Annotated in this window: 24 protein-coding genes and 1 pseudogene; 12 read left to right on the top strand and 13 right to left on the bottom strand. The window is 63.7% G+C overall.

Annotation, left to right across the window (positions count from 1 at the left end; translation table 11 throughout):
- Positions 1 to 252 precede the first annotated feature (252 nt).
- Positions 253 to 2481 (bottom strand): TonB-dependent receptor, encoded by a 2229-nt coding sequence (locus tag ABT23_RS02010; RefSeq protein ID WP_296630423.1) that lies wholly within the window; start codon positions 2479 to 2481, stop codon positions 253 to 255.
- A 293-nt stretch (positions 2482 to 2774) separates the two neighbouring features.
- Between ABT23_RS02010 and ABT23_RS02005 the strand changes: the two genes are divergently transcribed.
- Together ABT23_RS02005 and ABT23_RS02000 are read left to right on the top strand one after the other, a co-directional pair.
- On the top strand, positions 2775 to 3722 hold the full coding sequence (locus tag ABT23_RS02005; protein ID WP_296630420.1) for a hypothetical protein: 948 nt from the start codon (positions 2775 to 2777) through the stop codon (positions 3720 to 3722).
- 17 nt (positions 3723 to 3739) lie between these two features.
- Positions 3740 to 4195, top strand: coding sequence for a copper chaperone PCu(A)C (locus ABT23_RS02000; RefSeq protein WP_296630418.1), 456 nt, complete (start codon positions 3740 to 3742; stop codon positions 4193 to 4195).
- Positions 4196 to 4222: 27 nt separating this feature from the next.
- On the opposite strand, the gene ABT23_RS01995 is transcribed toward ABT23_RS02000, so the two are convergent.
- The 5 genes from ABT23_RS01995 to ABT23_RS01975 all read right to left on the bottom strand — a co-directional run bounded on the left by ABT23_RS01995 (position 4223) and on the right by ABT23_RS01975 (position 7029).
- Entirely contained in the window at positions 4223 to 4999 is a 777-nt protein-coding gene (locus tag ABT23_RS01995) for a putative DNA-binding domain-containing protein (RefSeq protein WP_296630415.1), read from the bottom strand.
- Positions 4974 to 5825, bottom strand: a complete 852-nt coding sequence (locus ABT23_RS01990; protein WP_296630412.1) for a DUF692 domain-containing protein — start codon at positions 5823 to 5825, stop codon at positions 4974 to 4976. The genes ABT23_RS01995 and ABT23_RS01990 overlap by 26 nt, the downstream gene beginning before the upstream one ends.
- Before the next feature lie 2 nt (positions 5826 to 5827).
- Entirely contained in the window at positions 5828 to 6139 is a 312-nt protein-coding gene (locus ABT23_RS01985) for a hypothetical protein (RefSeq protein WP_296630410.1), read from the bottom strand.
- Positions 6140 to 6208: 69 nt separating this feature from the next.
- Positions 6209 to 6433 (bottom strand): hypothetical protein, encoded by a 225-nt coding sequence (locus ABT23_RS01980; protein ID WP_296630406.1) that lies wholly within the window; start codon positions 6431 to 6433, stop codon positions 6209 to 6211.
- Between the two features lie 29 nt (positions 6434 to 6462).
- Positions 6463 to 7029: a sigma-70 family RNA polymerase sigma factor gene (locus ABT23_RS01975; protein WP_296630403.1), complete on the bottom strand. Its 567-nt coding sequence runs from the start codon at positions 7027 to 7029 to the stop codon at positions 6463 to 6465.
- A gap of 144 nt (positions 7030 to 7173) precedes the next feature.
- On the opposite strand from ABT23_RS01975, the gene ABT23_RS01970 reads away from it, so the two are divergent.
- The 5 genes from ABT23_RS01970 (at position 7174) to ABT23_RS01950 (ending at position 10924) form a co-directional block, all read left to right on the top strand.
- Complete coding sequence (locus ABT23_RS01970) at positions 7174 to 7593, top strand: Hsp20 family protein (protein WP_296630401.1); 420 nt, start codon at positions 7174 to 7176, stop codon at positions 7591 to 7593.
- Positions 7594 to 7676: 83 nt separating this feature from the next.
- Entirely contained in the window at positions 7677 to 8561 is an 885-nt protein-coding gene (argB, locus tag ABT23_RS01965) for an acetylglutamate kinase (RefSeq protein WP_296630398.1), read from the top strand.
- Positions 8562 to 8563: 2 nt separating this feature from the next.
- A complete protein-coding gene (locus ABT23_RS01960; protein WP_296630392.1) occupies positions 8564 to 9019 on the top strand; it encodes an EVE domain-containing protein in 456 nt (151 codons plus the stop codon).
- Entirely contained in the window at positions 9019 to 9846 is an 828-nt protein-coding gene (locus ABT23_RS01955; RefSeq protein ID WP_296630389.1) for a sulfite exporter TauE/SafE family protein, read from the top strand. The genes ABT23_RS01960 and ABT23_RS01955 overlap by 1 nt, the downstream gene beginning before the upstream one ends.
- 175 nt (positions 9847 to 10021) lie before the next feature.
- On the top strand, positions 10022 to 10924 hold the full coding sequence (locus ABT23_RS01950; RefSeq protein ID WP_296630387.1) for a crotonase/enoyl-CoA hydratase family protein: 903 nt from the start codon (positions 10022 to 10024) through the stop codon (positions 10922 to 10924).
- On the opposite strand, the gene ABT23_RS01945 is transcribed toward ABT23_RS01950, so the two are convergent.
- Entirely contained in the window at positions 10904 to 13435 is a 2532-nt protein-coding gene (locus ABT23_RS01945; RefSeq protein WP_296630384.1) for an ATP-binding protein, read from the bottom strand. The genes ABT23_RS01950 and ABT23_RS01945 overlap by 21 nt on opposite strands.
- A 3-nt stretch (positions 13436 to 13438) precedes the next feature.
- Positions 13439 to 14563 carry an HD domain-containing phosphohydrolase gene (locus ABT23_RS01940; protein WP_296630378.1) on the bottom strand — a complete coding sequence of 375 codons (1125 nt, stop codon included), beginning with the start codon at positions 14561 to 14563 and terminating at the stop codon, positions 13439 to 13441.
- Positions 14564 to 14653: 90 nt separating this feature from the next.
- On the opposite strand from ABT23_RS01940, the gene ABT23_RS01935 reads away from it, so the two are divergent.
- A complete protein-coding gene (locus tag ABT23_RS01935) occupies positions 14654 to 15403 on the top strand; it encodes a DUF3530 family protein (RefSeq protein ID WP_296630376.1) in 750 nt (249 codons plus the stop codon).
- 7 nt (positions 15404 to 15410) lie between these two features.
- Here ABT23_RS01935 and ABT23_RS01930 read toward each other — a convergent pair whose 3' ends face one another.
- Entirely contained in the window at positions 15411 to 16307 is an 897-nt protein-coding gene (locus ABT23_RS01930; protein WP_296630765.1) for a phosphoribosylaminoimidazolesuccinocarboxamide synthase, read from the bottom strand.
- Positions 16308 to 16394: 87 nt separating this feature from the next.
- A pseudogene (locus tag ABT23_RS01925) lies at positions 16395 to 17408 on the bottom strand (AI-2E family transporter); the annotation flags it as partial.
- A gap of 40 nt (positions 17409 to 17448) precedes the next feature.
- On the opposite strand from ABT23_RS01925, the gene purM reads away from it, so the two are divergent.
- The 4 genes from purM to ABT23_RS01905 are packed head-to-tail and all read left to right on the top strand — an operon-like array spanning position 17449 to position 20841.
- On the top strand, positions 17449 to 18477 hold the full coding sequence (purM, locus tag ABT23_RS01920) for a phosphoribosylformylglycinamidine cyclo-ligase (protein ID WP_296630374.1): 1029 nt from the start codon (positions 17449 to 17451) through the stop codon (positions 18475 to 18477).
- Entirely contained in the window at positions 18474 to 19106 is a 633-nt protein-coding gene (gene purN / locus ABT23_RS01915; RefSeq protein ID WP_296630371.1) for a phosphoribosylglycinamide formyltransferase, read from the top strand. The genes purM and purN overlap by 4 nt, the downstream gene beginning before the upstream one ends.
- Before the next feature lie 2 nt (positions 19107 to 19108).
- On the top strand, positions 19109 to 19807 hold the full coding sequence (locus tag ABT23_RS01910) for a DUF3108 domain-containing protein (protein WP_296630367.1): 699 nt from the start codon (positions 19109 to 19111) through the stop codon (positions 19805 to 19807).
- Positions 19705 to 20841: a DUF3108 domain-containing protein gene (locus ABT23_RS01905; RefSeq protein WP_296630363.1), complete on the top strand. Its 1137-nt coding sequence runs from the start codon at positions 19705 to 19707 to the stop codon at positions 20839 to 20841. The genes ABT23_RS01910 and ABT23_RS01905 overlap by 103 nt, the downstream gene beginning before the upstream one ends.
- A 5-nt stretch (positions 20842 to 20846) precedes the next feature.
- On the opposite strand, the gene ABT23_RS01900 is transcribed toward ABT23_RS01905, so the two are convergent.
- From ABT23_RS01900 to purE, 3 genes are read right to left on the bottom strand one after another with little or no spacing between them, the layout of a single operon-like run.
- The gene (locus ABT23_RS01900; RefSeq protein WP_296630360.1) at positions 20847 to 21341 is read right to left on the bottom strand and encodes a DUF192 domain-containing protein; all 495 of its coding nucleotides are present in this window, start codon (positions 21339 to 21341) and stop codon (positions 20847 to 20849) included.
- Entirely contained in the window at positions 21331 to 22464 is a 1134-nt protein-coding gene (locus ABT23_RS01895; protein ID WP_296630359.1) for a 5-(carboxyamino)imidazole ribonucleotide synthase, read from the bottom strand. The genes ABT23_RS01900 and ABT23_RS01895 overlap by 11 nt, the downstream gene beginning before the upstream one ends.
- Complete coding sequence (gene purE, locus ABT23_RS01890; protein WP_296630356.1) at positions 22454 to 22951, bottom strand: 5-(carboxyamino)imidazole ribonucleotide mutase; 498 nt, start codon at positions 22949 to 22951, stop codon at positions 22454 to 22456. Before purE ends, ABT23_RS01895 begins: the two co-directional genes overlap by 11 nt.
- Between the last annotated feature and the right edge of the window lie 63 nt (positions 22952 to 23014).

Genomic DNA, 23014 nt, shown 5'->3' with positions numbered 1-23014 from the left:
GGCATTGTAATACCCGTGTCGCCGGGTGCCGCGGGCTGCGGCAATTTGTCCAATTGTGCGCATCGTGCGCCGTCTTTAAAGTGTGCAGGCGTTTTACCCGCGCTCTGCTCCAAACCTGTCCCGCCTGCCCGGCGGGATTTTTTTGCCGTGTCGCCTGCCGTCGAATGGTGGCGTTGAAATGAAACGAGCCCCGGGCACACAGCGCCGCGGGACCCGGATTCGCAGCGGGGATTAAAGCCCGCTGCGGCATTCCTAGAACTGGTAGTTCACGCCGGCATAGACCGAGCGACCCGGGCCGGGCACGGCGATGCCCCAGGGGATGCCATTGATGGACATCGTCATGCCCTGGCCGACATAGGCGCCGCCCAAGGGCAGCGCATAGCCCCTGTCGAACAGGTTGTCGATCCCCACGTCCAGGCGGACCTGCTTCCATGCGTAGCTGCTGCGCAGATTGAACAGGCTGTAGCCGCTGGTTTCCACTTCGTTCCGGACATCCGAGACGGTGTGTTTGGCCGCGACGAACTGCGCTTCGACCGTGTTGGTCAGGCGTCCCCGTTTTTGCGTCAGGGCCAGCTTCGCGTTCAGCGGCATGATGTTGTACAGGTTGTCACCCGTATCCCGGTTTTCGCCGCGGGTGACATTCACGATGCCGCTCACGGTGAAATCGCCATACGCGGGCGTGCTGGCGGCGAGGAGATGACCGGAGAGGTCGACGCCAACCAGCCGGGCCGACTGGTTGACGTACTTGAGCACGTTGAATTGTCCGTCGGGGCAGCTGGCGCTGCTGCAGCGTGCGTCGATGTAGTCCCGGACATGCGTGTAGTAGGGCGCGATGCGCACGCCCCAGACTTTCTGCCGGGCATCGTGCCAGTCGGCGGCAAGGCTCAGCGTGTGCGCCACCTCCGGCTTGAGGTCGAGGTTGCCGACATAGCCGTTTCCGTCGCCGACGAAGTTGTTCATGATCGCTGCCATGGGCCAGGTGGACCAGGTGTAGCGTTCGTACAGATTGGGCGAGCGGGTCTTTTGCGCGAGGCCTGCCTCGTAGGTCTGCGTGGCATCCGGGGTGTAGCGCGCCAGCGCGGTCAGATCCCAGTTGCGATCGGTCCTGCTGTGATCCTGGCTGTTGAAGCTGGCGCTATCGGCAAGCTGGTTGCCCATGCACATGCCGCTGGTGCAGTAGCCCGCCGCATCGCCCGCATCCGTCCTGACCGTCTCGTGGCGCAGCCCCAGCAGGCTGGTCCACTGCGGCGTGAGGCGCGCCTCCCATTCGCCGAACAGGGCGTAGCGGTCGCGCTGGCCGTCGTTGATGTTCCAGAAGGTGCCCGGAGACATGCCACCCGTCCCCGACGGCGGCCACCAGTCGTCCAGTCGATAGACCTGGTATTCGCTGCCGACCCGCACGGTGTCGCGTTCGGAAAGCCGGATATCCGCGTTGACCGATACGCCGGTGGTCTTCCCGTCGGAGTTCATCGGCATGCCCGGGGCGGTGCCGTACACGAACTGCTTGTCGTCGCCGAAGTTCATTTCGTGCCGGGTCTTCTCGTGATAGACGCGCGCCTTCAGAACGCCCCACTGATATTGCCCGGTGTAGCCCAGATTGACCTGATCGCTCGTGTTGTCGGTCATGTCCATGCGCTGGTTCGGGAAATTCTCGTACGGAATGTGCTGGCGACCCAGCTTCAGATCGAACAGGTGATTCTCATTGCGCAGCGCGATCGCGAGCGCCTGGTTGATCGACCGGTAGGCGGACGAGCCGACTTCGTCGAGCGGCAGCGTATGTCCGGGTCGTCCCGTGAGCGTGCTCGTCTTGAAATTGTCACCCGCCTTGTAGTTGTCCGACTGCGCGGTCGAGCCGGTATAGGTCACGCTGAGGTTTTCGCCGGCCACCGTGACGGCGGCGTTGGCGCCCATGGCATTGCCGTTGCTGCGGTAGAAGGTGCCGACCGATCCCCGGGTGAGGACGCCTTCGCCGGCGCGGGCGAATTGCGGTTTGGCCGATTCCACGATGAGAGTGCCGCCGATGCTGTCGCCACCGACGCTGACAGGCGTGATGCCGGCGAATACCTTGACAGCATCGACCCGGGTGGGATCGATGTAGGACAGGGCTGGGTTCATGTGGTTGGGACAGGACGCGATCAGGTCCATGCCGTCGACCTTGATGCGCAGGCGGTCGTCGCCCAGGCCGCGAATCGACGGCAGGCTCGACACCCCGCCGGCACCCTGGAGATTGAGGCCCGGAACGTCCCGGAGCAGGCTGGCCGTGTCGCTGGTGGCGGCATGCAGGGGCTGCAGGCTTGCCGCATCCAGGGTCACGCCGTTGAGCTCGGCATCGGTGGAATCCGGCGCGCCCACGACGACGACGGTCATGAGCGGCGTCTCCGGGAGAACGGGCGAGGCGTCGCTCTGTGCGGCGGCATTGTTCCAGATTGCCGACAGGGCAAGCGAGAGGGCGAAGGGGAGGGGCTTTCGGGGAAACAGCATGTTCTTCTCGGCGTTGTTGAAATTTTGCCCGAGTCTAAAAAAGCCGCGCGCCGCCGAGAATGTGACAAATCGCCGCAACCCATGCGGTTGACGCCCCGATTGCATGCCGTTCCGGGCGCCAACCCGTCGTACATTCTTTCGCGCATGCCGCACGGCGTCTGGCCCGGGCGGTTTGCGGCATGTCGAGGAAAGGTGGATGGATGCATGCGCACGACATGCGACGATATGTCGCACTGCCGGGGGTGGACAATTTGTTATCGTGCACGAACTGAAACCCCTGCGTGACGTGACGAATGAACCCCACCTGGCAGACCGGCCTTGCGCTACCGCTGTTGCTTCTCCCGATGGCCGCAGCCGCCAGTTGCGGTTCGGCGTTCTGCACGATCAACACCGACTGGGATACCCAGACACCCTGGCAGGAAAACGCCACACGCCTGGACCTGCGCATGGAAATGATCCATCAGAATCAACTGCGTTCCGGTACGGACAAGACCACGGCCGCAGGCGTGACGGGTGAACACGACGAGATCAAGACGCTCAACCGGAATATGGTCGCCAGCGTGAGCCATGCCTTCAGTTCTTCCCTGGGCGTGACGTTGCAGGCCCCGCTGGTGTCGCGTGACCATTCCCACGTCTTCAACGGCGTTGGCGGCCCCGAACCGGAAAGCTGGAATTTCACCCGGCTCGGTGACGTGCGTGTGCTGGCGCATCTGCGGCTGGATGATGCACAGTCCGCGCACGGCCAGGCCTACGGCCTGATCGGCGGCGTCAAGCTGCCGACGGGTTCGACCAAGGTACGCAATGCCGACGGCGAACTGGCGGAACGATCATTGCAGCCGGGATCGGGTTCCACCGACGTGATCGCGGGCGGGTTCGTCTCCGGCCATCTGGCGCAAACGGGCTGGCACACGCAGATGAACTGGCAGCATGCGGTCAGCGAGCGGCAGGATTACCAGCCGGGTGACCATGTCAGTCTCGATGCGGGGGTGACCTATCCGCTCGGGGCAGTGCACGCGCTCGCGCAAATCAATCTGCTCTGGCGGGGACACGATTCCGGCAGCAATGCCGAACCGGCCGACAGCGGTGGAAAGTATGCGTATTTTTCCCCTGGCCTGGCGATGCCGGTCGGCCATAATGCCCAGGTCTACGGGCTGGTCCAGCTGCCGCTGTATCAGAATGTGAACGGTACGCAACTGACGGCGGACTGGGCGGCGACCCTGGGTTTGACAATGCATTTCTGAGAGAAGAGGAAACCGGAATGAAACATGGATGGATGATTGCAGCAGTCTTCAGCCTGGCAGCGCAGACGGCCTGGGCCGCCAATATCAGCGTGACCGATGCATGGGTACGCGCCACCATGCCGGGCCAGCCCGTCGGCGGCGCCTACATGCAGATCCAGTCGGATGCCGATGCGCGCCTGGTCGGCGTCTCCAGCAGCGTCGTGCCGCGGGTGGAAGTGCACGAAATGAAAATGGATGGCGACGTGATGCGGGTGCGTGAAGTGAAGGCGGTCGATCTGCCGAAGGGCAAGACCGTCTCGCTGGAACCGGGCGGTTTCCACATCATGCTGATGAATCTGAAAAAACCGATCGCGGCAGGTGATGTCATCCCGCTCACGCTGGTGATCGAATCAGGCGGCAAACAGCAGACCGTCGAGGTGAAGGCCGAAGCGCGTGCCATGGGCGGCGCCATGCAGATGCAGCACCCTCACTGAGCCGCGTCACCCGCTCACGCCCGTTCTTCAGCGGGCGTGAGCGGGTGAAACTGCCGTACCGAGTATCGCGCCGCGCGCCCGCATATCCTCCAGCAGCGCGCCGCCAGCCTGCAGGATCAGCGCAGGGTCGGGATGGCGGCTTTCGGCGGCGATGCGTTCCAGCGCGGCGCGGCCGCTCAGCGTGCCGGATTCCAGTAGCGTCAGCAGGCGCGCGGTGAAGGCGTTGATCTCGCTGAACTGCACTTGATCGGCCGCATCGCGGAACACCAGCAGACAGGTGTCCGCAGGCCGTATCTTGCGGCGCGGGCCGATTCGATGGACCGGCCAGTCGTAATGCAGATTGGCCAGTACCGGGTTCAGGATGGGCAAACCATCGACCAGGTCGCCCGCGTCGTCGATGTCGCGATCGGCGACGCGGTCCGACACGGACAACACCAGTTCGATCCACTCGTAGTGCGCCAGTGCGAGCGTCCAGGGCGGGTAGGTTTCCGGCGTGTTCCATTCGTTCTGCAGGAACTGGATGAACTCGTCGGGGATCTGCCGGAAGTAGGGCGTGCGGCAGCGATGCGTACTGAAGAACGCGCGCACCAGCCGTGTCCACCTGCGCGTGCCGAGCACCTGCCGCAACACCGGAAAGCACGCCAGCAGGAATCCCTCGATATTGTCGTAGAGCAGCGTGTTGTAGATTTTCATGCGCCGCGCCTCCACGCCGTGCGGACGCGGGTTCGCCTTGGGGTCGCGGATATGCGCCGTGAAGGCGAATTGGTAACGCTGGAATTCAGGACGTGCGGGCGACGGAGGCATGCGGACGGTAAGTGGCCTGAATGCGCGCGATATGCTCGACCTCGTGCGCCAGGTCGGCCAGCGGTGGAATGTTGAAGTCGCGTTCCAGCAGCGTGGGGGCGACGCCGTGGATGCGGTAGGTTTCGTCGAGCAGCGACCATACCGGATCGATCACGTCGGCGCCGTGGGTGTCGATGATCAGATCCTGTGCTTCGTTGTGATGTCCCGCCATGTGCAGGTACACGATGCGTTCGGTCGGCATGGCGCGGATGAATTCGACCGGGTCGTAGCGGTGGTTCACGCTGTTGACGTAGACGTTGTTGACGTCGAGATGCAGGTCGCAATCGGCTTCCTGCAGCACGGCGCGAATAAAGCCGGCTTCGTCCATGTCGGCGATCGGTGCGGCCGCGTAGAACGACGCATTCTCGATGGCGATGCGGCGTTCCAGGATGTCCTGCGTGCGCCGGATGCGTGACGCGACGTAGTGGACGGCCTCCTCCGTGAAAGGGATCGGCAGCAGGTCGTACAGATGGCCGTCGTCCGAGCAATACGACAGGTGCTCGGTAAACAGTGCGATCTGATGCAACTCCATGAACTGCCGGGTTTTGTGCAGCAGCATGTCGTCAAGCGGTGACGGCCCGCCGAGCGACAGCGACAGGCCGTGGCAGACAAACGGGTAGCGCTCGGTAAAACTGCGCAGGTCGCGGCCGCGTGCGCCGCCCATGTCGATCCAGTTCTCCGGGGCAAGCTCGAAAAAATCGATGGCGTCAGGGACGCGGGCTTTCAGCGCAGGGATGAGTTCGCGCCGAAAGCCCAGCCCCGCACCGGACGGGCGCAGGGGCTTCATGCTTACTTCATGTCGCCTTTGTTCATCCCGTCAGCCTTGGGGGCCTTTTTGGGGGCGCCACACTTGCCCTCGCCGCACTTGCCTTCCGGCATTTTCTTGTCGGTGGCCTGCATCTCGACTTCTGCGGCTTTTTTCTTGGTGGCGCCGCATTTTCCGTCCGCGGGCTTGGTGGCCTGGTTGTCGGCCACCTGGTAACCGCTCGAGAGCGCGGACAGGGCGAAGGGGTTGCTTGCGGCGGAAGCGAGGGGGGCGGCCGCCATACTGGCAACGAACGCGGAACCGGCAGCAGCGACGAACAGGGATTTTTTCGACACGATTTGTCTCCTGATATTAATTAAAAAAGTTACGACAACACCGGAAAATCCCGGCTTCTTGCAACACGCTCAGCGATCGAGCTTGTCCTGCAATTCGGTTGCGATGCGCTGACGGGCCGTGTCAGTGAGCCCCTTTGCGTCATCGTAGGCATCCGTTTCCACGCTGAACAGTCGGCGCATTTCATGCAGCTGCCGGGCGAAGCGGGTGCAGTTCTCGCAAATGAGCAAATGCAGCTGCATGGCCACCCGATCAGCAAACGGCAGTCGCGCGTCCATCGCACGTGAGGCGAGCACGGTGGTTTCCTTGCATGTCGATATCCACTTCATGCTGCACCTGCCTTCGAAAAGCCATTCAATTCCAGGCATTGCCGCATGAACAATCGTGCGCGATGCAGCAGTACCCAGCAGTTGGTCGGCGAGATACCGAGTTCCTTACAAATTTCTTCGGTTTCCATGCCGGCGACCTCGCGCAGGCTGAACACCTGGGCCATGGCGGGCTTCAAGCGGTCGGCACACTCGTCCAGCACGCGCCGTAACTGGTTGAGTTCGGCCTCGGCCTGCGGATTGCCCCAGGGCCGTAGTGGTTCGGCCCAGTGGCCATCCTGCTTGAACAGGAGGTCGACGGCTTCCTCGCCTTCTTCGTCGCAGGGAAGCGCGACTTCGCGCAGCTGTTTCCGGATCAGATCGACGATCTTGTGTTTGAGGATGCCGGTGAGCCAGGTGCGCGGGCTGGCATCGCCCGCATAGCGGGCCTGGGCGGCGATCGCGGCGAGCAGGGTTTCCTGCACGGCGTCCTCGGCCTGTTCGTCGGAGTGCAACTGGCGTCGTGCGACCCGGAACAGATAGTCCCCATGGTCGGCCAACCAGGTTTGCGCGTCGAGTGTGCTCATCGAATGATCCTTGTTCCCACGTCGTGGGGGCGTAGGCACTTTAGAGGCTGCTGCCCAAAGGGACAAGCCGGCCTCTTGAAAAGCCGGACGGGTTGCCCCAGATCATGCGTATCCGCAACGTTTGTCAACCAGAAGGAGGACACGATGTCTAACATGACCCGCTACGATCCGTTCGAAACCGATTCCCTGGACAACCTGTTCCGCGGCTTTTTCCGCCCGGTGAAACTGGACAGGGACATGCCGCAGATCCGCATGGATGTGAAAGAGGATGAAACCGGCTACGCCGTGCATGCTGATATCCCGGGCGTGAACAAGGAAGATATCCATATCACCATCGACGGCAATACCGTATCGATCAGCGCCGAGACGAAAAAGCTTACCGAGCAGAAGGACGGCGAGAAAGTGCTGCGTCGCGAGCGTTATGTCGGCCGCGTCGGTCGCAGCTTCGCACTCGAGCATGAGGTCGACGAGGCAAGCGCAAGCGCCCGTTATCAAGATGGCGTGCTGGAACTGGTGCTGCCGAAAAAAGCAGCGGCCGCGGCCAAGCGTCTGGCCGTGCAGTAAGCCGGCGGTTTCGGGCTCGAAAGGCGGCCGCGCGCCGCCTTTTTTATTGGCGTAAAATCCGCGCAATCTTATACGGAGCCATCATGACCCCCCTCCACACTGCCGCCGAGAAGGCCAACATCCTGTCCGAGGCGCTGCCCTACATCCAGCGCTTCTACGACAAGACCATCGTCATCAAGTACGGCGGCAACGCCATGACCGAGCGGCATCTGATGGAGGCCTTCGCCAAGGACGTGGTGCTGCTGAAGCTGGTGGGGATGAACCCGGTGGTCGTGCACGGCGGCGGCCCGCAGATCGCCGGCCTGCTGCAGCGCATCGGCAAGCAGAGCGAGTTCATCCAGGGCATGCGGGTGACCGACGAGGAAACGCTGGATGTGGTGGAAATGGTGCTCGGCGGCCTGGTCAACCAGGACATCGTCACATTGATCAACAAGCATGGCGGCCGCGCAGTGGGGTTGACCGGCAAGGACGGCAATTTCATCCACGCCAAGAAGATGCTGGTGCGCAGCAAGGAAAAGGCCGACGAGATGCTCGACATCGGCCAGGTCGGCGAAATCACCAGCATCGACCCGGAAATCATCCAGGTGCTCGACGCACGCGATTTCATCCCGGTGGTGGCACCGCTCGGTACCGACTCCGAAGGCAACGCGTACAACATCAACGCCGACGTCGCCGCCGGCAAGATCGCTGGCGTGCTGCAGGCCGAAAAGGTCATTTTCATGACCAACACGCCGGGCGTGCTCGACAAGCAGATGCAGCTGTTGACGGGGCTCACCCCGCGCGAGGTCGACGAGTTGATCGAGGACGGCACCATTTCCGGCGGCATGATTCCCAAGGTCGGCTACGCGGTCGACGCGGTGAACAGCGGTGTCAAGACTGCGCACATCATCGACGGCCGCGTCGAGCACGCCCTATTGCTGGAAGTGCTGACACCCGAAGGCGTCGGTACCCTGATCAAGCGGGCCTGACCATGCGCTACTGGCTGATGAAATCCGAGCCGAGCGACGTCAGCATCGACGACCTCGCCGCCATGCCCAAGCAGAGCGTCGCCTGGTATGGCGTGCGCAACTACCAGGCGCGCAATTTCATGCGCGACCAGATGAAGCCCGGCGACAAGGTGCTGTTCTATCATTCCTCGTGTGCCGAACCCGGCATCGCCGGGCTGGCCGAAGTCAGCGTGCTGGCCTATCCCGACGCCACCCAATTCGATCCCAAGAACAAGTACTTCGACCCCAAGGCCACGCCGGAAACGCCGCGCTGGTTCAATGTCGACGTGAAACTGGTGAAGAAGACGCGGCTGATGTCGCTGGCGGAAATCCGTGGCTATCCCGAACTCGCCAACATGCGCATCCTGCAGAAGGGCAATCGCCTGTCCATCACCCCCGTCGACCCAGCCGAGTACGCTTTCATCGTCAAGCATCTTTGATGATCGAACTGGCCGCATTGGCGCCTTATGGCGACCTGTCGCTGTTCGCCGCCTACGGCGGGCTGGGGCTGGTGGTCGGTTTCGTGGCTGGCCTGCTGGGCGTCGGCGGGGGCCTCATCATCGTGCCGGTGCTGATCATGCTGCTGCACACGCATGGCCAGGCGGTCGGAATGGAACCGCAACTGGCATTGGGAACCTCGCTCGCGACCATCCTGTTCACGTCCCTGTCCAGCGTTCGCGCACACCAACGCCGCGGGGCTGTCGAATGGTCTCTGGTACGGCGCATCGCGCCTGGCATCGTGCTCGGCACGCTGGCGGGGGCAGCCTTGGCAGCGCGGATGCCGGCCACGGTGTTGAAAATATTTTTTGTGATTTTCTTGTTCTACGCGGCCATCCAGATGTGGCTGGATTTCAAGCCGGCGCCGCATCGCGGCCTGCCCGGACGCGTCGGGACCTCGCTGGCTGGCGGCGTGATCGGCGTCGTGTCGAGCTGGGTCGGTATCGGTGGCGGCACCTTGTCGGTACCGTTCATGCTCTGGCACAACGTCCCGCTGCACCGGGCGATCGCCACGTCGGCGGCGATCGGCTTTCCGATCGCGTTTGCCGGCGCGGTGGGCTACGTGCTGGGCGGCTGGACGGTGAGCGGCCTGCCTGCAGGCAGCTTGGGATTCGTCTATCTGCCAGCGCTTGCCGGCATCGTGCTGGGCAGCGTGCTGACCGCCCCGCTGGGTGCGCGCACCGCCCACCGGCTGCCGGTGCGTCCCTTGAAACGGGTTTTTGCGCTGCTGCTGTTTACGCTCGCGCTGCGCATGGTATGGACATTCTAGGGATGCCCGCCCGTAGCCTTGATCTAGCGTTCCGAGGCGCGGATTCCCACTAGATATGGGGTGGTGACGCGAGGTTCAATTTCGTGCTTGAGCGGGCGCCAGCCGCGCGTTAGTCTCTGGACACATGCCGAAAATTCGTCGCATGACCGATCAATGTCCTCGTGGAGAAAGCATCATGGCGCACCTGCAAGCTGTACGGACCACTCTGCAACCACAGCAGAACGATTACAGTCAACTTACGACGTACTACGACGAGCACAATCAGGTTGCCTGGGGCTACATGAACGCGGCGCCGCGCCCCTGTTTCACGGGGACGTTGCTGCGGGAGATCGTCGATTGGTTTGGTGACGTGGCCCGACGCGTGGACGATCCGGAGTGCGCCGACGTGAATTATGTGGTGGTGGCCTCCGGCCATCCCGGGATCTACAACCTGGGGGGTGACCTCAGTCTGTTTCGCCAGTTGATCGAGGCGCGTGACCGCGAAAACCTGTGCAAATATGCGCAAGCCTGCATCCGCCCCTTGTTTTTGAATGCCCTGCATTTGAACCGCCCCAATCTGAAAACCATCACCCTGGTGCAGGGAGACGCACTGGGGGGCGGCTTCGAGTGCGCGCTTTCGGGAAACATCCTGATCGCGGAGCGCGGGACGAAAATGGGCTTTCCGGAAATACTGTTCAATCTGTTCCCCGGCATGGGCGCCATGACCCTGCTCGGCAGGAAGATCGGTTACACCAAGGCCGAGAAAGTCATTCTCAGCGGCAAGCTTTATACGGCCGAGGAAATGTACGAACTGGGCGCCGTGGATGTTCTGGTCGATCCGGGCAGCGGCGAGCAGGCGGTCTACGACTTCATTCGCAAGGAGGCGCGTCAGCGCAACGGCGCCCTGGCATTGCGGGCGGCGCGCGAACTGTCCCAGCCGATCGCACATGACGAGCTGATGCGGATCGCCGAAATCTGGGTGGATGCGGCGTTGCGGCTGGAGAGCAAGGATCTGCGCATGATGGAACGCCTGGTCATGCGGCAGACCGGCAAGGTCGAAACCGCACATACCGGCGATTCAGTTGTGCTCAGCGCGTAATTTGCTGGTTTGATAGGCGGCGAGTGTGGCCTGTGCGGCCGCCAGGGCGTCCCGTACTGAATCGAGCCTGGCGCGGGCCACGGGCGTCGCGAGTTCGAACGGCTTGATGCGTTCGGCTTCCGAGCAGAATTGGGCCAACTGGTTGGCACCGACATCGCGGGCGCCGCCCTTGAGCATGTGCAGCTGGTCGTGCCACTGGCCATAATCCTGGACGGTCAGCGCGCGCTCGATGTTGCGCAAGGCGCGTGCGCTGTCTTCTTCGAAGCTCGTCAGCAGGTCTTCCACGAAACCCGGTCCGCCAAGCTGGGCGAGATTGTCGAGAATCGATTCGTCCAGTTCATCCACCGCCGGCTGCGCGCGGGCAGGGGCATTCGTCGCTGTTTGCGCCGACTGCCCCGCCAACCGGGCGATCACCTCGATCAGCTCGCGGCTGTTGACCGGCTTGGTGAGGAAGGTGTCTGCGCCAGCTTCTTCGCAAGCCACCTGCGCTTCGCTCCGCGCATCCGCAGTCAGCATGATGATGGGCAAATGGCCGGTTTCCATGAAACGCCAGCGTTGCACCACCTCGGGTCCCGACAGTTGCGGCATATGCATGTCGATGATGGCCAGGTCGAATGGCTGCTCGCCGGATTCGAGCATGGTCAGCGCTTCTTCGCCGTCATGCGCCAGATAGGTCGTGTGTCCGGCATGTTCCAGCAGGCCGCGGATCACCCGCTGGTTGACCGGATTGTCCTCTGCCACCAGGATGTTCAACCCCGGTGTGTGCCCCGCCTGCGCCTGCAGGTGGTTGGCCAGCGAGACTACGTTGGACGGCGTGTCGTGGCTGGTGACGGCGTGGATGGCGTTGAACAGCAAGGTCGTGTTGACCGGGGTACGCAGCACCGAGGCGTAGCCTTCGCGGAGCAGCTGCGTATCGCGCGACAGGGTGACGCGGGCATCAGATTCGATCAGGATGACCGGCAGGGCCGCCAGACTGGGATCGTCGCGCAGTAAGTGCAGGAAGGCGACCGGATCGCCCGGCAAGGTGCTGCGTTCCACCACCACTGCGCCCAGCGGCGTGCCGCCCGACAGGTAGGCCGACAACTCGGCGGCAAGCCGGGTGGTGTTGTCGACCGCCACCGTATCGGCCCCCCAGTTGCGGATCACGCTCTGGATGCGCGTCGTGAGTTCGCCGCTTGCCAGGATCGCCACGCGCATCGGCGCGTCGAACTGCTCGGGCACGGGGCCGGCCTGGCTTGCCTGCAGCGCGAACGGCAATTCGAACCAGAAGGTCGTGCCCTCCCCTTCGCGGCTATGCACGCCGATCTGGCCGCCGAGCGCTTCCACCAGCTGCTTGGCGATGGTGGTGCCCAGGCCGCTGCCGCCAAAGCGGCGCGTGATGCTCGGGTCCGCCTGGGTGAAGGTGTCGAAAACGCGGGGCAGGGCGGCTTCCGAAATGCCGATGCCGGTATCGACGACCTCGAAGCGCAGGCGTTGCGGATTGGCCTGTCCGATCGGCCGGACGTAGATATCCACGCGTCCGTGCTCGGTAAACTTGATGGCGTTGCCGATCAGGTTGATGAGGACGTGGCGCAGGTGGCGTACATCGCCATGCAACTGGAACGGTGTCTGCGGCGCGATATGCGACGCCAGCACCAGACCCTTGCTCTGGGCCTGGGTGGTCATCATCGCGATCGTGCCGTTCACCAGGCGATGCAGGTCAAAATCCTCTTCGTTCTTGGCAATGCGGCCGGCTTCGATGCGTGAAATATCGAGTACGTTTTCGATCAGATCCAGCAGCGTATTGGCCGATGCACGGATGATCTGGGCGAATTCCTTCTGTTCCTTGTCGAGCCGCGTTTCCGCCAGCAGGTCGGCGACGCCGATGACGCCGTTCAGCGGCGTGCGGAGCTCGTGGCTCATGTTGGCGAGGAAACTGGATTTGGCCTGGTTGGCCTTGCGTTCGCGCTGGATGGCGGAATGGACCTGCTTCAGCAGCGACGCCGAATACAGCGGTACGGCAATCATGGACAGCAGGAATGCCACCCCGATGGACATGTGCTGGCTCCAGTAGGGCGAAAGGGCGAGGACCAGTACAAACCCCGCGATCGCCATAGCGGTGGCGGCATACAGGTAATTGGCGCCGTAGCGGAAGCCATTGCCCAGCGTGACCCACAGATACACCACCAGCAGGGGGCTGCCGGCCTCCCCGGTATAGGTCAGCAGGAATGAACACGTCGCATAATCCAGTGCCATCGCGACGAGGCGGCGTGCCGGAGAAATATTCAGTCGGATCAGCGAAAGCGCGACGATCAGGATGGCGATTCCGGTGAACAGGATGCTGATGAATTGGGCCGGGCCGCGAATGGCGTCATCCAGAACGGCATAATCGCTGGAGAAGTAGGCCAGAAAGATGAATCCGATCACGACGCGGATCAGGGCCTGCTGGCATTCGGTATCCGGCCGGCTACGAATCCGCTTGATCAGATAGTGCAGAAATCGAGGCGTCGATGTGGAGAACATGGCCTTCATGCGTTACGCGTGCTTGTCGCCAAGCACGCGCATGATGGCAACCACGGAGTCGATGCGCCGTTCGAACGCACGAACGCAGTCGGGGTCGAAATGGTGTCCGCTCTCCGTCTGGACATACTTGAGGGCATCCTGGAACGACCAGGCGCGCTTGTAGGGCCGATCGGAGGTGAGCGCGTCAAACACGTCGGCCACGGCCACAATGCGTGCCGCGAGCGGAATGGCGTCACCCGCCAGGCCTTGCGGATAGCCGCTGCCATCGAATTTCTCGTGGTGGCCGAGCGCGATGACCGCGCCCATCTGCAGATAGCGCGACGGGCTGTCAGCGAGGATCTCGTGGCCGATCAGCGGGTGGCGACGCATGATTTCCTGTTCTTCCGGGGTGTGGCGCCCTGGTTTGAGCAGGATCACGTCGGGGATGCCGATCTTGCCGATATCGTGCATGGGTGCGGCGGCCTCGATCTCGTCGCATTCCATTGCGGTGAGCTTGAGTTCCTCGGCGATCAGGCGCGCATATTTCGACATGCGGATGATGTGGTTGCCGGTTTCCTGGTCGCGGTATTCGCCGGCCTTGGCGAGTTTCATCAGGGTTTCGCGTTCGCGCGTGCGTACCTCGCGGGTGGCTTGCAGGACCTGATCCTCCAGCCATTGCGCGCGATCCGACACCATCTTCTGGCTGCGCCGCAGCGCCAGCAGGTTGAGGCAACGGGCGCGACATTCCTGCGGGTCGATCGGGCGGGTGAGGAAATCCGTGGCGCCGTTCTCCAGCGCCTGGTAACGAATCTGGCGGTCCTCGACCACGGTGACGATGATGATGGGGACGTCGGCCAGACGGCGTTCCGCGCGGATACGGCGGGTAAACTCGATGCCGTCCATGCCGGGCATGCGGTAATCGGTGATGATGAGATCGGGCGTACCCTTGTTCTGCATGTGCGTCAGGGCGTCGAGCGGATCCGCGTAGCTTTCCACGATCACGCCAGGCTCCAGCGTACGGGCCAGGCCTTCCAGCAGGCTGCGCGCTGTGCTCCGGTCATCGACGATGACGACGCGTGCGGCGCCGCGAGACCGCGAGTCGCGCTGCGGGGTGGAGGGTGCAGAAGAGGGCACAATGCGCAACGGCTTGGCGGTCACTTTATATTTACCTGGATGGTTGATAAAACCACGAATTCGTAGAATTATCGGGCAAATGGAGCGTTAACTTTAACTCTGCGGGGTACCGAGATGAAGCAAAACATTTGGATGGGTCTGATGGGCGGTTTGGTGGCCTTGTTCTCGGTCGTTGCGTTTGCCGAGCCGACAGCCGATTATGCGCGCGAAAAAAAATGGGCGGACGAGGTGGTGCCCGGACTGGTGGTGGGCGATCCGGTCTATTTGCAGACACCGCGCGGCCATCACAAGTTTCTTGCCTTGTTCACGCCCGTCGAAGGCGACAAGGCGGTCGTCGTCGTCCATGGCATGGGAATCCATCCGGACTGGGGCATGGTCGGCACGCTGCGCACCGAACTGGCCGATCGCGGTTTTGCCACCCTGTCGATCCAGATGCCGGTGCTCGCCGCGGACGCCCAGGGCGCGGCCTATCCCCCGACCTTCCCGGAGGCCGCCGAGCGCATCGCCCAGGCCGTCGATTTCCTCAAGGCGAAAGGCTACACGCAATTGGCCATCGTTTCCCACAGCATGGGCTCGCGCATGAGCCGCGCCTATTTCAGCGGCCAGCCTGATGCCGCGGTGAAAGCGTGGGCGAGCCTGGGACTGCAGCAGGATGACTATGCCGGGCTGAAACTGCCGGTCCTGGATATGTATGGCGACAACGACCTGCCGCCGGTGCTGACGGACGCGGCGAAGCGCAAAGGCAGCCTGCCGGCCGGTCATTCAAAGCAGGTGGTGATCCCGCATGCCGACCATTTTTACACGGGCCACGAGGAAGAAATGGTCGAGACGGTGGCGTCGTTCCTGAACGATACCCTGAAATAGCAGGCGTTCAAGCCAGCAGCCGCGTCATCACCTCGCGGTATTTCTCGCTGGTCTTGGCCACGATCTCGTCAGGCAGCACCGGCCCCGGCGCCTGCTTGTTCCAGCCGCTGCCTTCCAGCCAGTCGCGCACGAACTGCTTGTCGAAACTGGGCGGGCTGCTTCCCGGCCGGTATTGGTCAGCCGGCCAGAAGCGCGACGAATCAGGCGTCAGTGCCTCGTCGATCCATACCAGTTTGCCGGCTTCGTCCAGACCGAATTCGAATTTGGTGTCGGCGATGATGATCCCGCGTGTGAGCGCATACTCTGCGGCAGATTTATACAGGGAAAGGCTGGCGTCGCGTACCTGGGTGGCCAGATCCTGGCCGATCAGGGTGGCCATCTGCTCAAACGTGATGTTCTCGTCGTGCGCGCCGAGCGCCGCCTTGGTCGAGGGCGTGAAGATGGGTTCCGGCAGGCGACCGGCCTGCACAAGCCCGGCGGGGAGCGGAATGCCGCAGACCGATTGGCTGACCTGGTATTCCTTCCAGCCGGAGCCGGCCAGATAGCCGCGCACGATCGCTTCGACCGGCAAGGCCTTCAGCTTTTTCACTACGATGGCGCGCCCGGCGACCTGATCGCGCTCGGATTCCGCCACGACCGACTCCGGGGCGATGTCGAGCGCCTGGCTCGGCACGATGGCTTTCAGCTTGTCGAACCAGAAGGCGGACACCCGGGTCAGCACCCCGCCCTTGCCGGGGATGGGGATCGGCATCACCACGTCGAAGGCCGACAGGCGGTCGGTGGTGACGATCAGCAGCTTGTCGTCGCCGACGGCGTAGATGTCGCGCACCTTGCCACGGTGGACCAGCGGTAGCGACGCGATGTGGGATTCAAGTAAGGGCTGGCCGAGTAGGGGTGCGGACATGGCGGACGAAGCGGAATCGAAAGAGCCGGCATTATAGCTGCCGGCATAGAAGTCGCTGGCTTCGTATACGCCGCGCAATTCGCGCAGCGCCACCAGCAGGATCGCCGCCAGCGGCACCGCCAGCAGCACGCCGACGAAGCCGAACAACTGGCCGAATGCCGCCAAGGCGAAGATGACCGCCACCGGGTGCAGGCCGACGCGCTCGCCGACCAGGCGCGGCGTGATGACATAGCTTTCCAATGCCTGCCCGGCGAGATAGATGCCCGCCACCCAGGCCACGCCGGTCCAGTCGGTAAATTGCAGCAGGGCCACCAGCAGCGCCAGGATCACGCCGAGGCCGAAGCCGAGGAAGGGCACGAAGGACAGCACGCCGGTAAGGATGCCGATCGGCAATGCGTAATCCAGTCCCGCCGCCCACAACGCAAGGGCGTAATACAGCGACAGGGTCGCCATCACCGCCAGCTGGCCGCGCAGGAACTCGCCGACGACCGCGTCCATGTCGCGGGCAATGCGGGTGACGGTCCCCAGCCAGCGACGGGGCGCCAGGGTCGCGATCCGTGCCACCATCACGTCCCAGTCCCGCAGGAGATAGAACATCACGACCGGGATCAGCAACAGATTGGCCAGCACACCGACGATGGCCAGTGCGCCGGTTTGCAGGGAGGGCAGCCAGGCAGTGCCGTTCTGGGTGGCCTTCTCGGTGAGCCAGGTCTTCAGCGCAGCCAGGTTGAAGTCGATGCCGATGCCGAAAGTCTGTTGCAGCCAGGGCAGGAAGCGGGTCCGCAGCAGGTCGAGGGCCGCTGGCACGCGCTGGCTCAATTCGGCGAACTGTCCCTGGAACAGCGGCAGCGCCACCAGCAACAGGGCCGACACCGCTAGCCCTGCCAGCACGATGACGACCACCGTACCGGCCGTGCGCGACAGTCCGCGTGTTTCCAGCCGGTCGACCAGAGGGTCGAAGATGTAGGCCAGCAAGGCGCCTGCAAGGAACGGCGTCAGGATGGGTCCCAACAGATAGACCAGTCCGCCCGCGACGAGCAGTACCGCGAAGGCAAGCCAGGGAGTGTTGCCGGGGAAGCCTGGGCGTCGGATCGTGTGCATAGGCGGTAAAATAGCGCACTTTTTGATTCTGGAGCCGGGCGTGTCTTCCATTTCCTATAAAGATGCCGGCGTCGATATCGACGCCGGCGATGCACTGGTCGAGCGCATCAAGCCGCTGGCCAAGCGCACCATGCGTCCCGAAGTGCTGGCCGGCATCGGCGGTTTTGGCGCACTGATCGAGATTTCCAAGAAATACCAGGAGCCGGTGCTGGTGTCCGGCACCGATGGCGTCGGCACCAAACTCAAATTGGCGTTCGAGCTCAACCGCCACGATACCGTCGGCATCGACCTCGTCGCGATGAGCGTCAATGACATCCTGGTACAGGGCGCCGAGCCGCTGTTCTTCCTCGACTACTTCGCCACCGGCAAGCTCACGCTCGACACCGCCGAGGCCGTGATCGCCGGCATCGCCACAGGATGCGAGCAGGCCGGCTGCGCGCTGATCGGTGGCGAGACGGCCGAGATGCCCGGCATGTACGCCGAAGGCGAATACGACCTCGCCGGTTTCGCCGTCGGCGTGGTCGAGAAATCGAAAGTGATCGGCGGCCAGTCCATCGCGCCGGGCGACGTCGTCCTGGGACTCGCGTCCAGCGGCGCGCATTCCAACGGCTACTCGCTGATCCGCAAGCTGATCGACATCAGCCACATCGGGTTGAAATCGGACTTCCATGGCCGCCCTTTTGCCGATGCAGTGATGGCGCCGACCCGGATCTACGTCAAGCCGTTGTTGGCGCTGATGGCGAAGCTCGACGTCAAGGGCATGGCCCACATCACCGGCGGTGGTATCACCGGCAACCTGCCGCGCTGTCTGCCCGAGGGAGTGGCGGCAAAGCTGGATCAGTCAAGCTGGACGCGGCTCCCGCTGTTCGACTGGCTGCAGCAGGCCGGCAACGTCGAGCCGGCCGAAATGCTGCGTACCTTCAACTGCGGTATCGGCATGTGTGTGGTCGTTGCCGCATCGGATGCCGCCGCCGCGATGGCGCATTTGCAGGCCAGCGGCGAAACCGTGTGGCAGATCGGCGAAATCGTCGCGCGTCCGGATGGCGCCGAGCAGGTCATTTATCTGTGACCTGCCGCGTCGTCGTGCTGCTGTCCGGGCGTGGCAGCAATTTTCAGGCAATGATCGAGGCGCAGCTACCGATCGACATCGCGGCCGTCATCAGCAACCGGCCGCAGGCGGCAGGGCTGGCGTATGCCCGTTCGCGAGGTATCCACACCGTCGCGCTCGATCATACGCAGTACCCGGACCGCGCGGCCTTCGACGCCTTGCTGGCCGATGAAATCGAGCGCCATCGCCCCGACCTGGTGGTGCTGGCCGGCTACATGCGGATCCTCAGCCCGGCCTTCATCGCGCGTTTCGAAGGCCGCCTGCTGAACATCCATCCCTCGCTGCTGCCCATGTTCCCGGGCCTGAAGACGCACGAGCGCGCGCTCGCCGAAGGCGTGAAAATCCACGGCTGCACGGTGCATTTCGTCACCGCCAACCTGGATCATGGCCCCATCGTCATCCAGGCGGCCGTGCCGGTGCGCGCGGACGACACGCCGGACACGCTCGCGGCGCGGGTGCTGGCGCAGGAGCATCGCATCTATCCCCAGGCCATCCGCTGGTTTGCCGAAGGCCGGCTGATCAATGTGCATGGCCGCGTAAACTTGAAGGACGATTTGGCGTCACAGTCTGTGTTATCACCCGGAACGTGACCATGCTCAAGATCATTCTGCTCGCCGCCGCGCTGGTTGCGGGATCTGCCCAGGCGGCAGGCCTGTCCCAGATGAACGTGGTGTACGACCTCTACCGCAACGGCATCAAGCTCGGCCAAGTGGTCGATACCTTCACCCGCAACGGCACCCGCTATGTGTTGAGCAGCGAAACGCACGCGAGCGGACCGCTGAAAATGTTGTGGCCGGGCAATATCCACCTGGAAAGCGCGGGGGTGGTGACGCCGAAAGGCCTGCGGCCCATGCAGTTCCAGCACGCCCGCAGCGACGCCCCCAACAAGCTGGCGACAGCCCGGCTCGACTGGAAGCAGCGCACTATCACGTACCAGTACAAAGGTGAGACGCGGCGGGTGGATGGCTTGCAGGACGGGGCGCAGGACCAGTTGTCCCAGCTCTATCAGTTCATGTTCGCGCCCGGCCTGCCCGCCGATTACAGCGTGCAGGTCGTGAGCGGACGCGGCCTCAACGACTATCACTATATGCGCAGCGATGGCGGCTCAATCCAGACGCCGTTGGGCGCAATGGCGACCCAGCAGTATCAACGCATCACGCAGAAACCCGATGAAAAGGCCATCACGGTATGGGTGGCGCCGGCACGCAACAATCTGCCGGTGCAAGTCCGTGTCAGCGAGGATGGCGTCACGATCGAACAGCGCCTGGTACGCGCCAGCGTCAAAGGCTGAAGCGGGTGGGGCGCCGCGTTCGCCTGTGGTGGTGGGCGCTGGCCATCTCGCTGTTGTTGCATGGTGGCTTGTTGGGCGGCCTGGAATGGCGACTTCCGCACGAGTCTGTACCTCCCGAGCCGGCGCCGATCGACGTGGAGCTTGTTCCGGCCCCTGCGCCGATCGCGGCAGCCGTTTCGCCTTCCCCTCACCCCCGGCCTGCGCAAAAACCGGCAGCCTCCCGGCCGGCTGCACCGTCACCGCTTCCCGTAGCGCCCCCACCCGAACCGCCTGCCGAGGCGGCCGCGCCTGAAACGCCCGCCGCTTCCGTCGTTGCCGATACCGTGTCAGCATTCACTGCGCAACCCACGGCCCCGGCTCCGCCACCTGTCGAACCCGTAGTTGCGTCCCCTGTTCCTCTGAACCCCTTGCCGCCGCGCATCGACCTGCGGTTCGAGGTGCGCTACGGGCTGGCATCGGGCGAGCAGACCCTGGTGTGGGTGAACGACGGGACGCACTACACACTGACCAGCGTGGTGGGGGCGACCGGCCTGACCGGTCTGTTCTACCGGGGACGCTTCGTGCAGACCAGCCGCGGCCGTATCACGCCGCACGGTTTGCAACCAGAGGAGTTCTGGGATCAACGCGGCGACAAATTCAGCAATGCGCGTTTCGATTCCACGCAGGGCCAGCTCACGCTGATGCCAGAGAAAAGCGAGCCGCGCCACTTCGCCTATCAGGGCGACGTACAGGATGTCTTGAGCCTGTTCTTCCAGTTTGCGCTGACGGCGCCGCCGCCGGACGGACAACGGCTGACTTATCAGGTGTTCAACGGCAAGAAGCTGCGCGACTACACCTACGAAGTGCGCGGCGAGGATAGGCTGGATACTGCGCTGGGTACGTTACGTACGCTGCATATTGCGCGGGTGGCCGATGACGACGGTCGTTTCGAGGCCTGGCTGGCGATCGATCGCCACTACCTGCCGGTGCGCGTGCTCCGCAGCGACGACGCGGGTCGCGAGATGGAGCTTCGGGTGCGGTCGATCGCACCCTAGCAAGCCTACTTCGGCAAGCCGTCCACCCGCATGCGCGGCGTGATCCCGCGCTTCTGGAATTCGCCCTGCCACACTTCCAGCGCATAGCGCACGTCGACGCTCGGGCAGTGCCGCGTCTCGGTGCGCGGTTGCATGTCGGCGAGGCTGGCGATGCGGCCCGTCGCGTCGATGAAGGCGATCGACAGCGGCAGCGGCGTGTCGCGCATCCAGAAGCAATAGCGCCCCGGCCGTTCGAATACGAACAGCATGCCGTTATCGGCAGGCAGATAGGAACGCCCCGTCAGACCCTGTGCGCGCTCGCGTGGCGTATCCGCGATTTCGACCTGGAAGGTGTGCGGGCCGATGTGCAGGGTCGGCTGCGCCGCTTCCACGGCGGGTGCGCCGCCGGCGAGCAGCAGCGCAAGTGCCAGGCGAAGACGAGGATCGGTGAGCGCGCCACAGCGGCTGCCCTTTATGTATGCGCTAAAGCGGCTGCCCTTTATGTATGCGCTAAAGCGCATGGCGCACCTGTTCGGCCAACCGCAGCGCGGCGTCCGGATCGGCATCCAGCACGTTGAAATGTCCCATCTTGCGGCCCGGCCGTGCGGTCTGCTTGCCGTACAGGTGCAGCTTGATATTCGGGTGCGCCAACAGCGTGTTCCAGTGCGGTCCGCCGTTCTGCCAGCGGTCGCCGAGGATGTTGACCATCGCCACCGGCGACAGTAGGCGGGTGGCGCCCAGCGGCAGGCCGCATAGCGCGCGCACCTGCTGCTCAAACTGGTCGGTGACGCAGGCGTCGAGGGTGTAGTGGCCGGAGTTGTGCGGGCGCGGCGCGATTTCGTTGACCATCAGGCGGCCGTCGGCGACAAAGAATTCGACCGCCATCACGCCGACGTAGCCGAGCTTGTTGGCCACGTCGCGCGCCATCTCGCACGCCTGATGCGCCAGACTGTGCGGCACACGGGCGGGGACGATGGAAACGTCGAGAATGCCGTTCTCGTGGCGGTTTTCGGCGACCGGGAACAGTGCACATTCGCCGGTATCGCTGCGGGCGAGTACCACCGACACCTCGCATTCCAACTTGACGAAGCCTTCCAGCACGCAGGGCTGGCCGTCGAATTCGCGGAACGCGGCGCGCGCTTCCTCGCGCGTGTTGACGCGGGCCTGGCCCTTGCCGTCGTAGCCGAAGCGCGCGACCTTGAGCAGTGCGGGCGCCCCCACGTCGGCCATGCCGGCATCGAGGTCCCCCTCGCTGTAGACCAGCGCGAACGGCGCGGTGGCGAAGCCGTTCTGGGCGAGCCAGGATTTCTCGTGGCTGCGGTCCTGCACGATGGCGACGGCGGCGGCGCCGGGCGATACCCGACAATGATTCGCCAGTTCGATCAGGCTCGCGGCGGGGACATTCTCGAATTCAGTGGTGACGGCGGCGCAGGCTTCGCCAAGCCGCTTCAACGCCTCATGGTCGGCATAGTCCGCCTGTAGATGCGTATCAGCCATCTGTCCAGCGGGGCTGGCAGCATCGGGGTCGAGCACCATGACCCTGTAGCCCATGGTGCGCGCGGCGATGGTGAACATGCGACCGAGCTGGCCGCCACCGAGGATGCCCAGTGTCGCGCCGGGGAGGATGGGCGGTTTACTCGACATCGGGCAGGTCCATCGCCATCACCGTGTCCGATTGGCTGCGGCGGAATTCATTCAGCTTGGCTGCCAGGCCGTCGTCGTAACGGGCGATCAGCGAGGCGGCAAACAGCGCCGCGTTGGCCGCGCCCGCCTCGCCAATGGCGAAGGTGGCGACCGGGATGCCTTTCGGCATCTGTACGATGGACAGCAACGAATCCATCCCCTTGAGGTATTTCGACGGCACCGGCACACCCAGCACCGGCACGATAGTCTTGGACGCGATCATGCCGGGCAAATGGGCCGCTCCGCCCGCCCCGGCGATGATTGCCTTGAGCCCGCGCGCCTCGGCGCTGGCGGCATACTCGAACAGCAGGTCCGGTGTGCGGTGCGCGGACACCACCTTGGCTTCGAAGTGGATGCCCAATTGCTTCAGCAGCATCGCTGCATGTTTCATGACTTCCCAGTCGCTGGAAGACCCCATCACCACCCCCACCTGAGGCGCGTTCATCATGCTGACCCTTGCAATGCGAAAGGCCGCATTTTACCAGCCTGGCGACGTGCGGATTCCCTACAA

Source organism: Thiobacillus sp. SCN 63-57 (assembly GCF_001725555.1).
In the GTDB taxonomy this organism is placed as follows: domain Bacteria; phylum Pseudomonadota; class Gammaproteobacteria; order Burkholderiales; family Thiobacillaceae; genus Thiobacillus.
The sequence above is the reverse complement of the archived record's forward strand: the minus strand, read 5'-3'. Positions and strand labels throughout refer to the sequence as shown.

Coding starts and splice junctions, on each gene's coding strand:
- ABT23_RS01910 (WP_296630367.1), top strand. CDS start 19,109: ATGCTCAAGATCATTCTGCTCGCCGCCGCGCTGGTTGCGGGATCTGCC.
- ABT23_RS02005 (WP_296630420.1), top strand. CDS start 2,775: ATGAACCCCACCTGGCAGACCGGCCTTGCGCTACCGCTGTTGCTTCTC.
- ABT23_RS01900 (WP_296630360.1), bottom strand. CDS start 21,341: ATGCGCTTTAGCGCATACATAAAGGGCAGCCGCTTTAGCGCATACATA.
- ABT23_RS01950 (WP_296630387.1), top strand. CDS start 10,022: ATGGCGCACCTGCAAGCTGTACGGACCACTCTGCAACCACAGCAGAAC.
- ABT23_RS01975 (WP_296630403.1), bottom strand. CDS start 7,029: ATGAGCACACTCGACGCGCAAACCTGGTTGGCCGACCATGGGGACTAT.
- ABT23_RS01955 (WP_296630389.1), top strand. CDS start 9,019: ATGATCGAACTGGCCGCATTGGCGCCTTATGGCGACCTGTCGCTGTTC.
- argB (WP_296630398.1), top strand. CDS start 7,677: ATGACCCCCCTCCACACTGCCGCCGAGAAGGCCAACATCCTGTCCGAG.
- ABT23_RS01990 (WP_296630412.1), bottom strand. CDS start 5,825: ATGAAGCCCCTGCGCCCGTCCGGTGCGGGGCTGGGCTTTCGGCGCGAA.
- ABT23_RS01995 (WP_296630415.1), bottom strand. CDS start 4,999: ATGCCTCCGTCGCCCGCACGTCCTGAATTCCAGCGTTACCAATTCGCC.
- ABT23_RS02000 (WP_296630418.1), top strand. CDS start 3,740: ATGAAACATGGATGGATGATTGCAGCAGTCTTCAGCCTGGCAGCGCAG.
- ABT23_RS01935 (WP_296630376.1), top strand. CDS start 14,654: ATGAAGCAAAACATTTGGATGGGTCTGATGGGCGGTTTGGTGGCCTTG.
- ABT23_RS01895 (WP_296630359.1), bottom strand. CDS start 22,464: ATGTCGAGTAAACCGCCCATCCTCCCCGGCGCGACACTGGGCATCCTC.
- purE (WP_296630356.1), bottom strand. CDS start 22,951: ATGATGAACGCGCCTCAGGTGGGGGTGGTGATGGGGTCTTCCAGCGAC.
- ABT23_RS01945 (WP_296630384.1), bottom strand. CDS start 13,435: ATGAAGGCCATGTTCTCCACATCGACGCCTCGATTTCTGCACTATCTG.
- ABT23_RS01970 (WP_296630401.1), top strand. CDS start 7,174: ATGTCTAACATGACCCGCTACGATCCGTTCGAAACCGATTCCCTGGAC.
- ABT23_RS01930 (WP_296630765.1), bottom strand. CDS start 16,307: ATGTCCGCACCCCTACTCGGCCAGCCCTTACTTGAATCCCACATCGCG.
- ABT23_RS01905 (WP_296630363.1), top strand. CDS start 19,705: ATGGGTGGCGCCGGCACGCAACAATCTGCCGGTGCAAGTCCGTGTCAG.
- ABT23_RS01960 (WP_296630392.1), top strand. CDS start 8,564: ATGCGCTACTGGCTGATGAAATCCGAGCCGAGCGACGTCAGCATCGAC.
- ABT23_RS02010 (WP_296630423.1), bottom strand. CDS start 2,481: ATGCTGTTTCCCCGAAAGCCCCTCCCCTTCGCCCTCTCGCTTGCCCTG.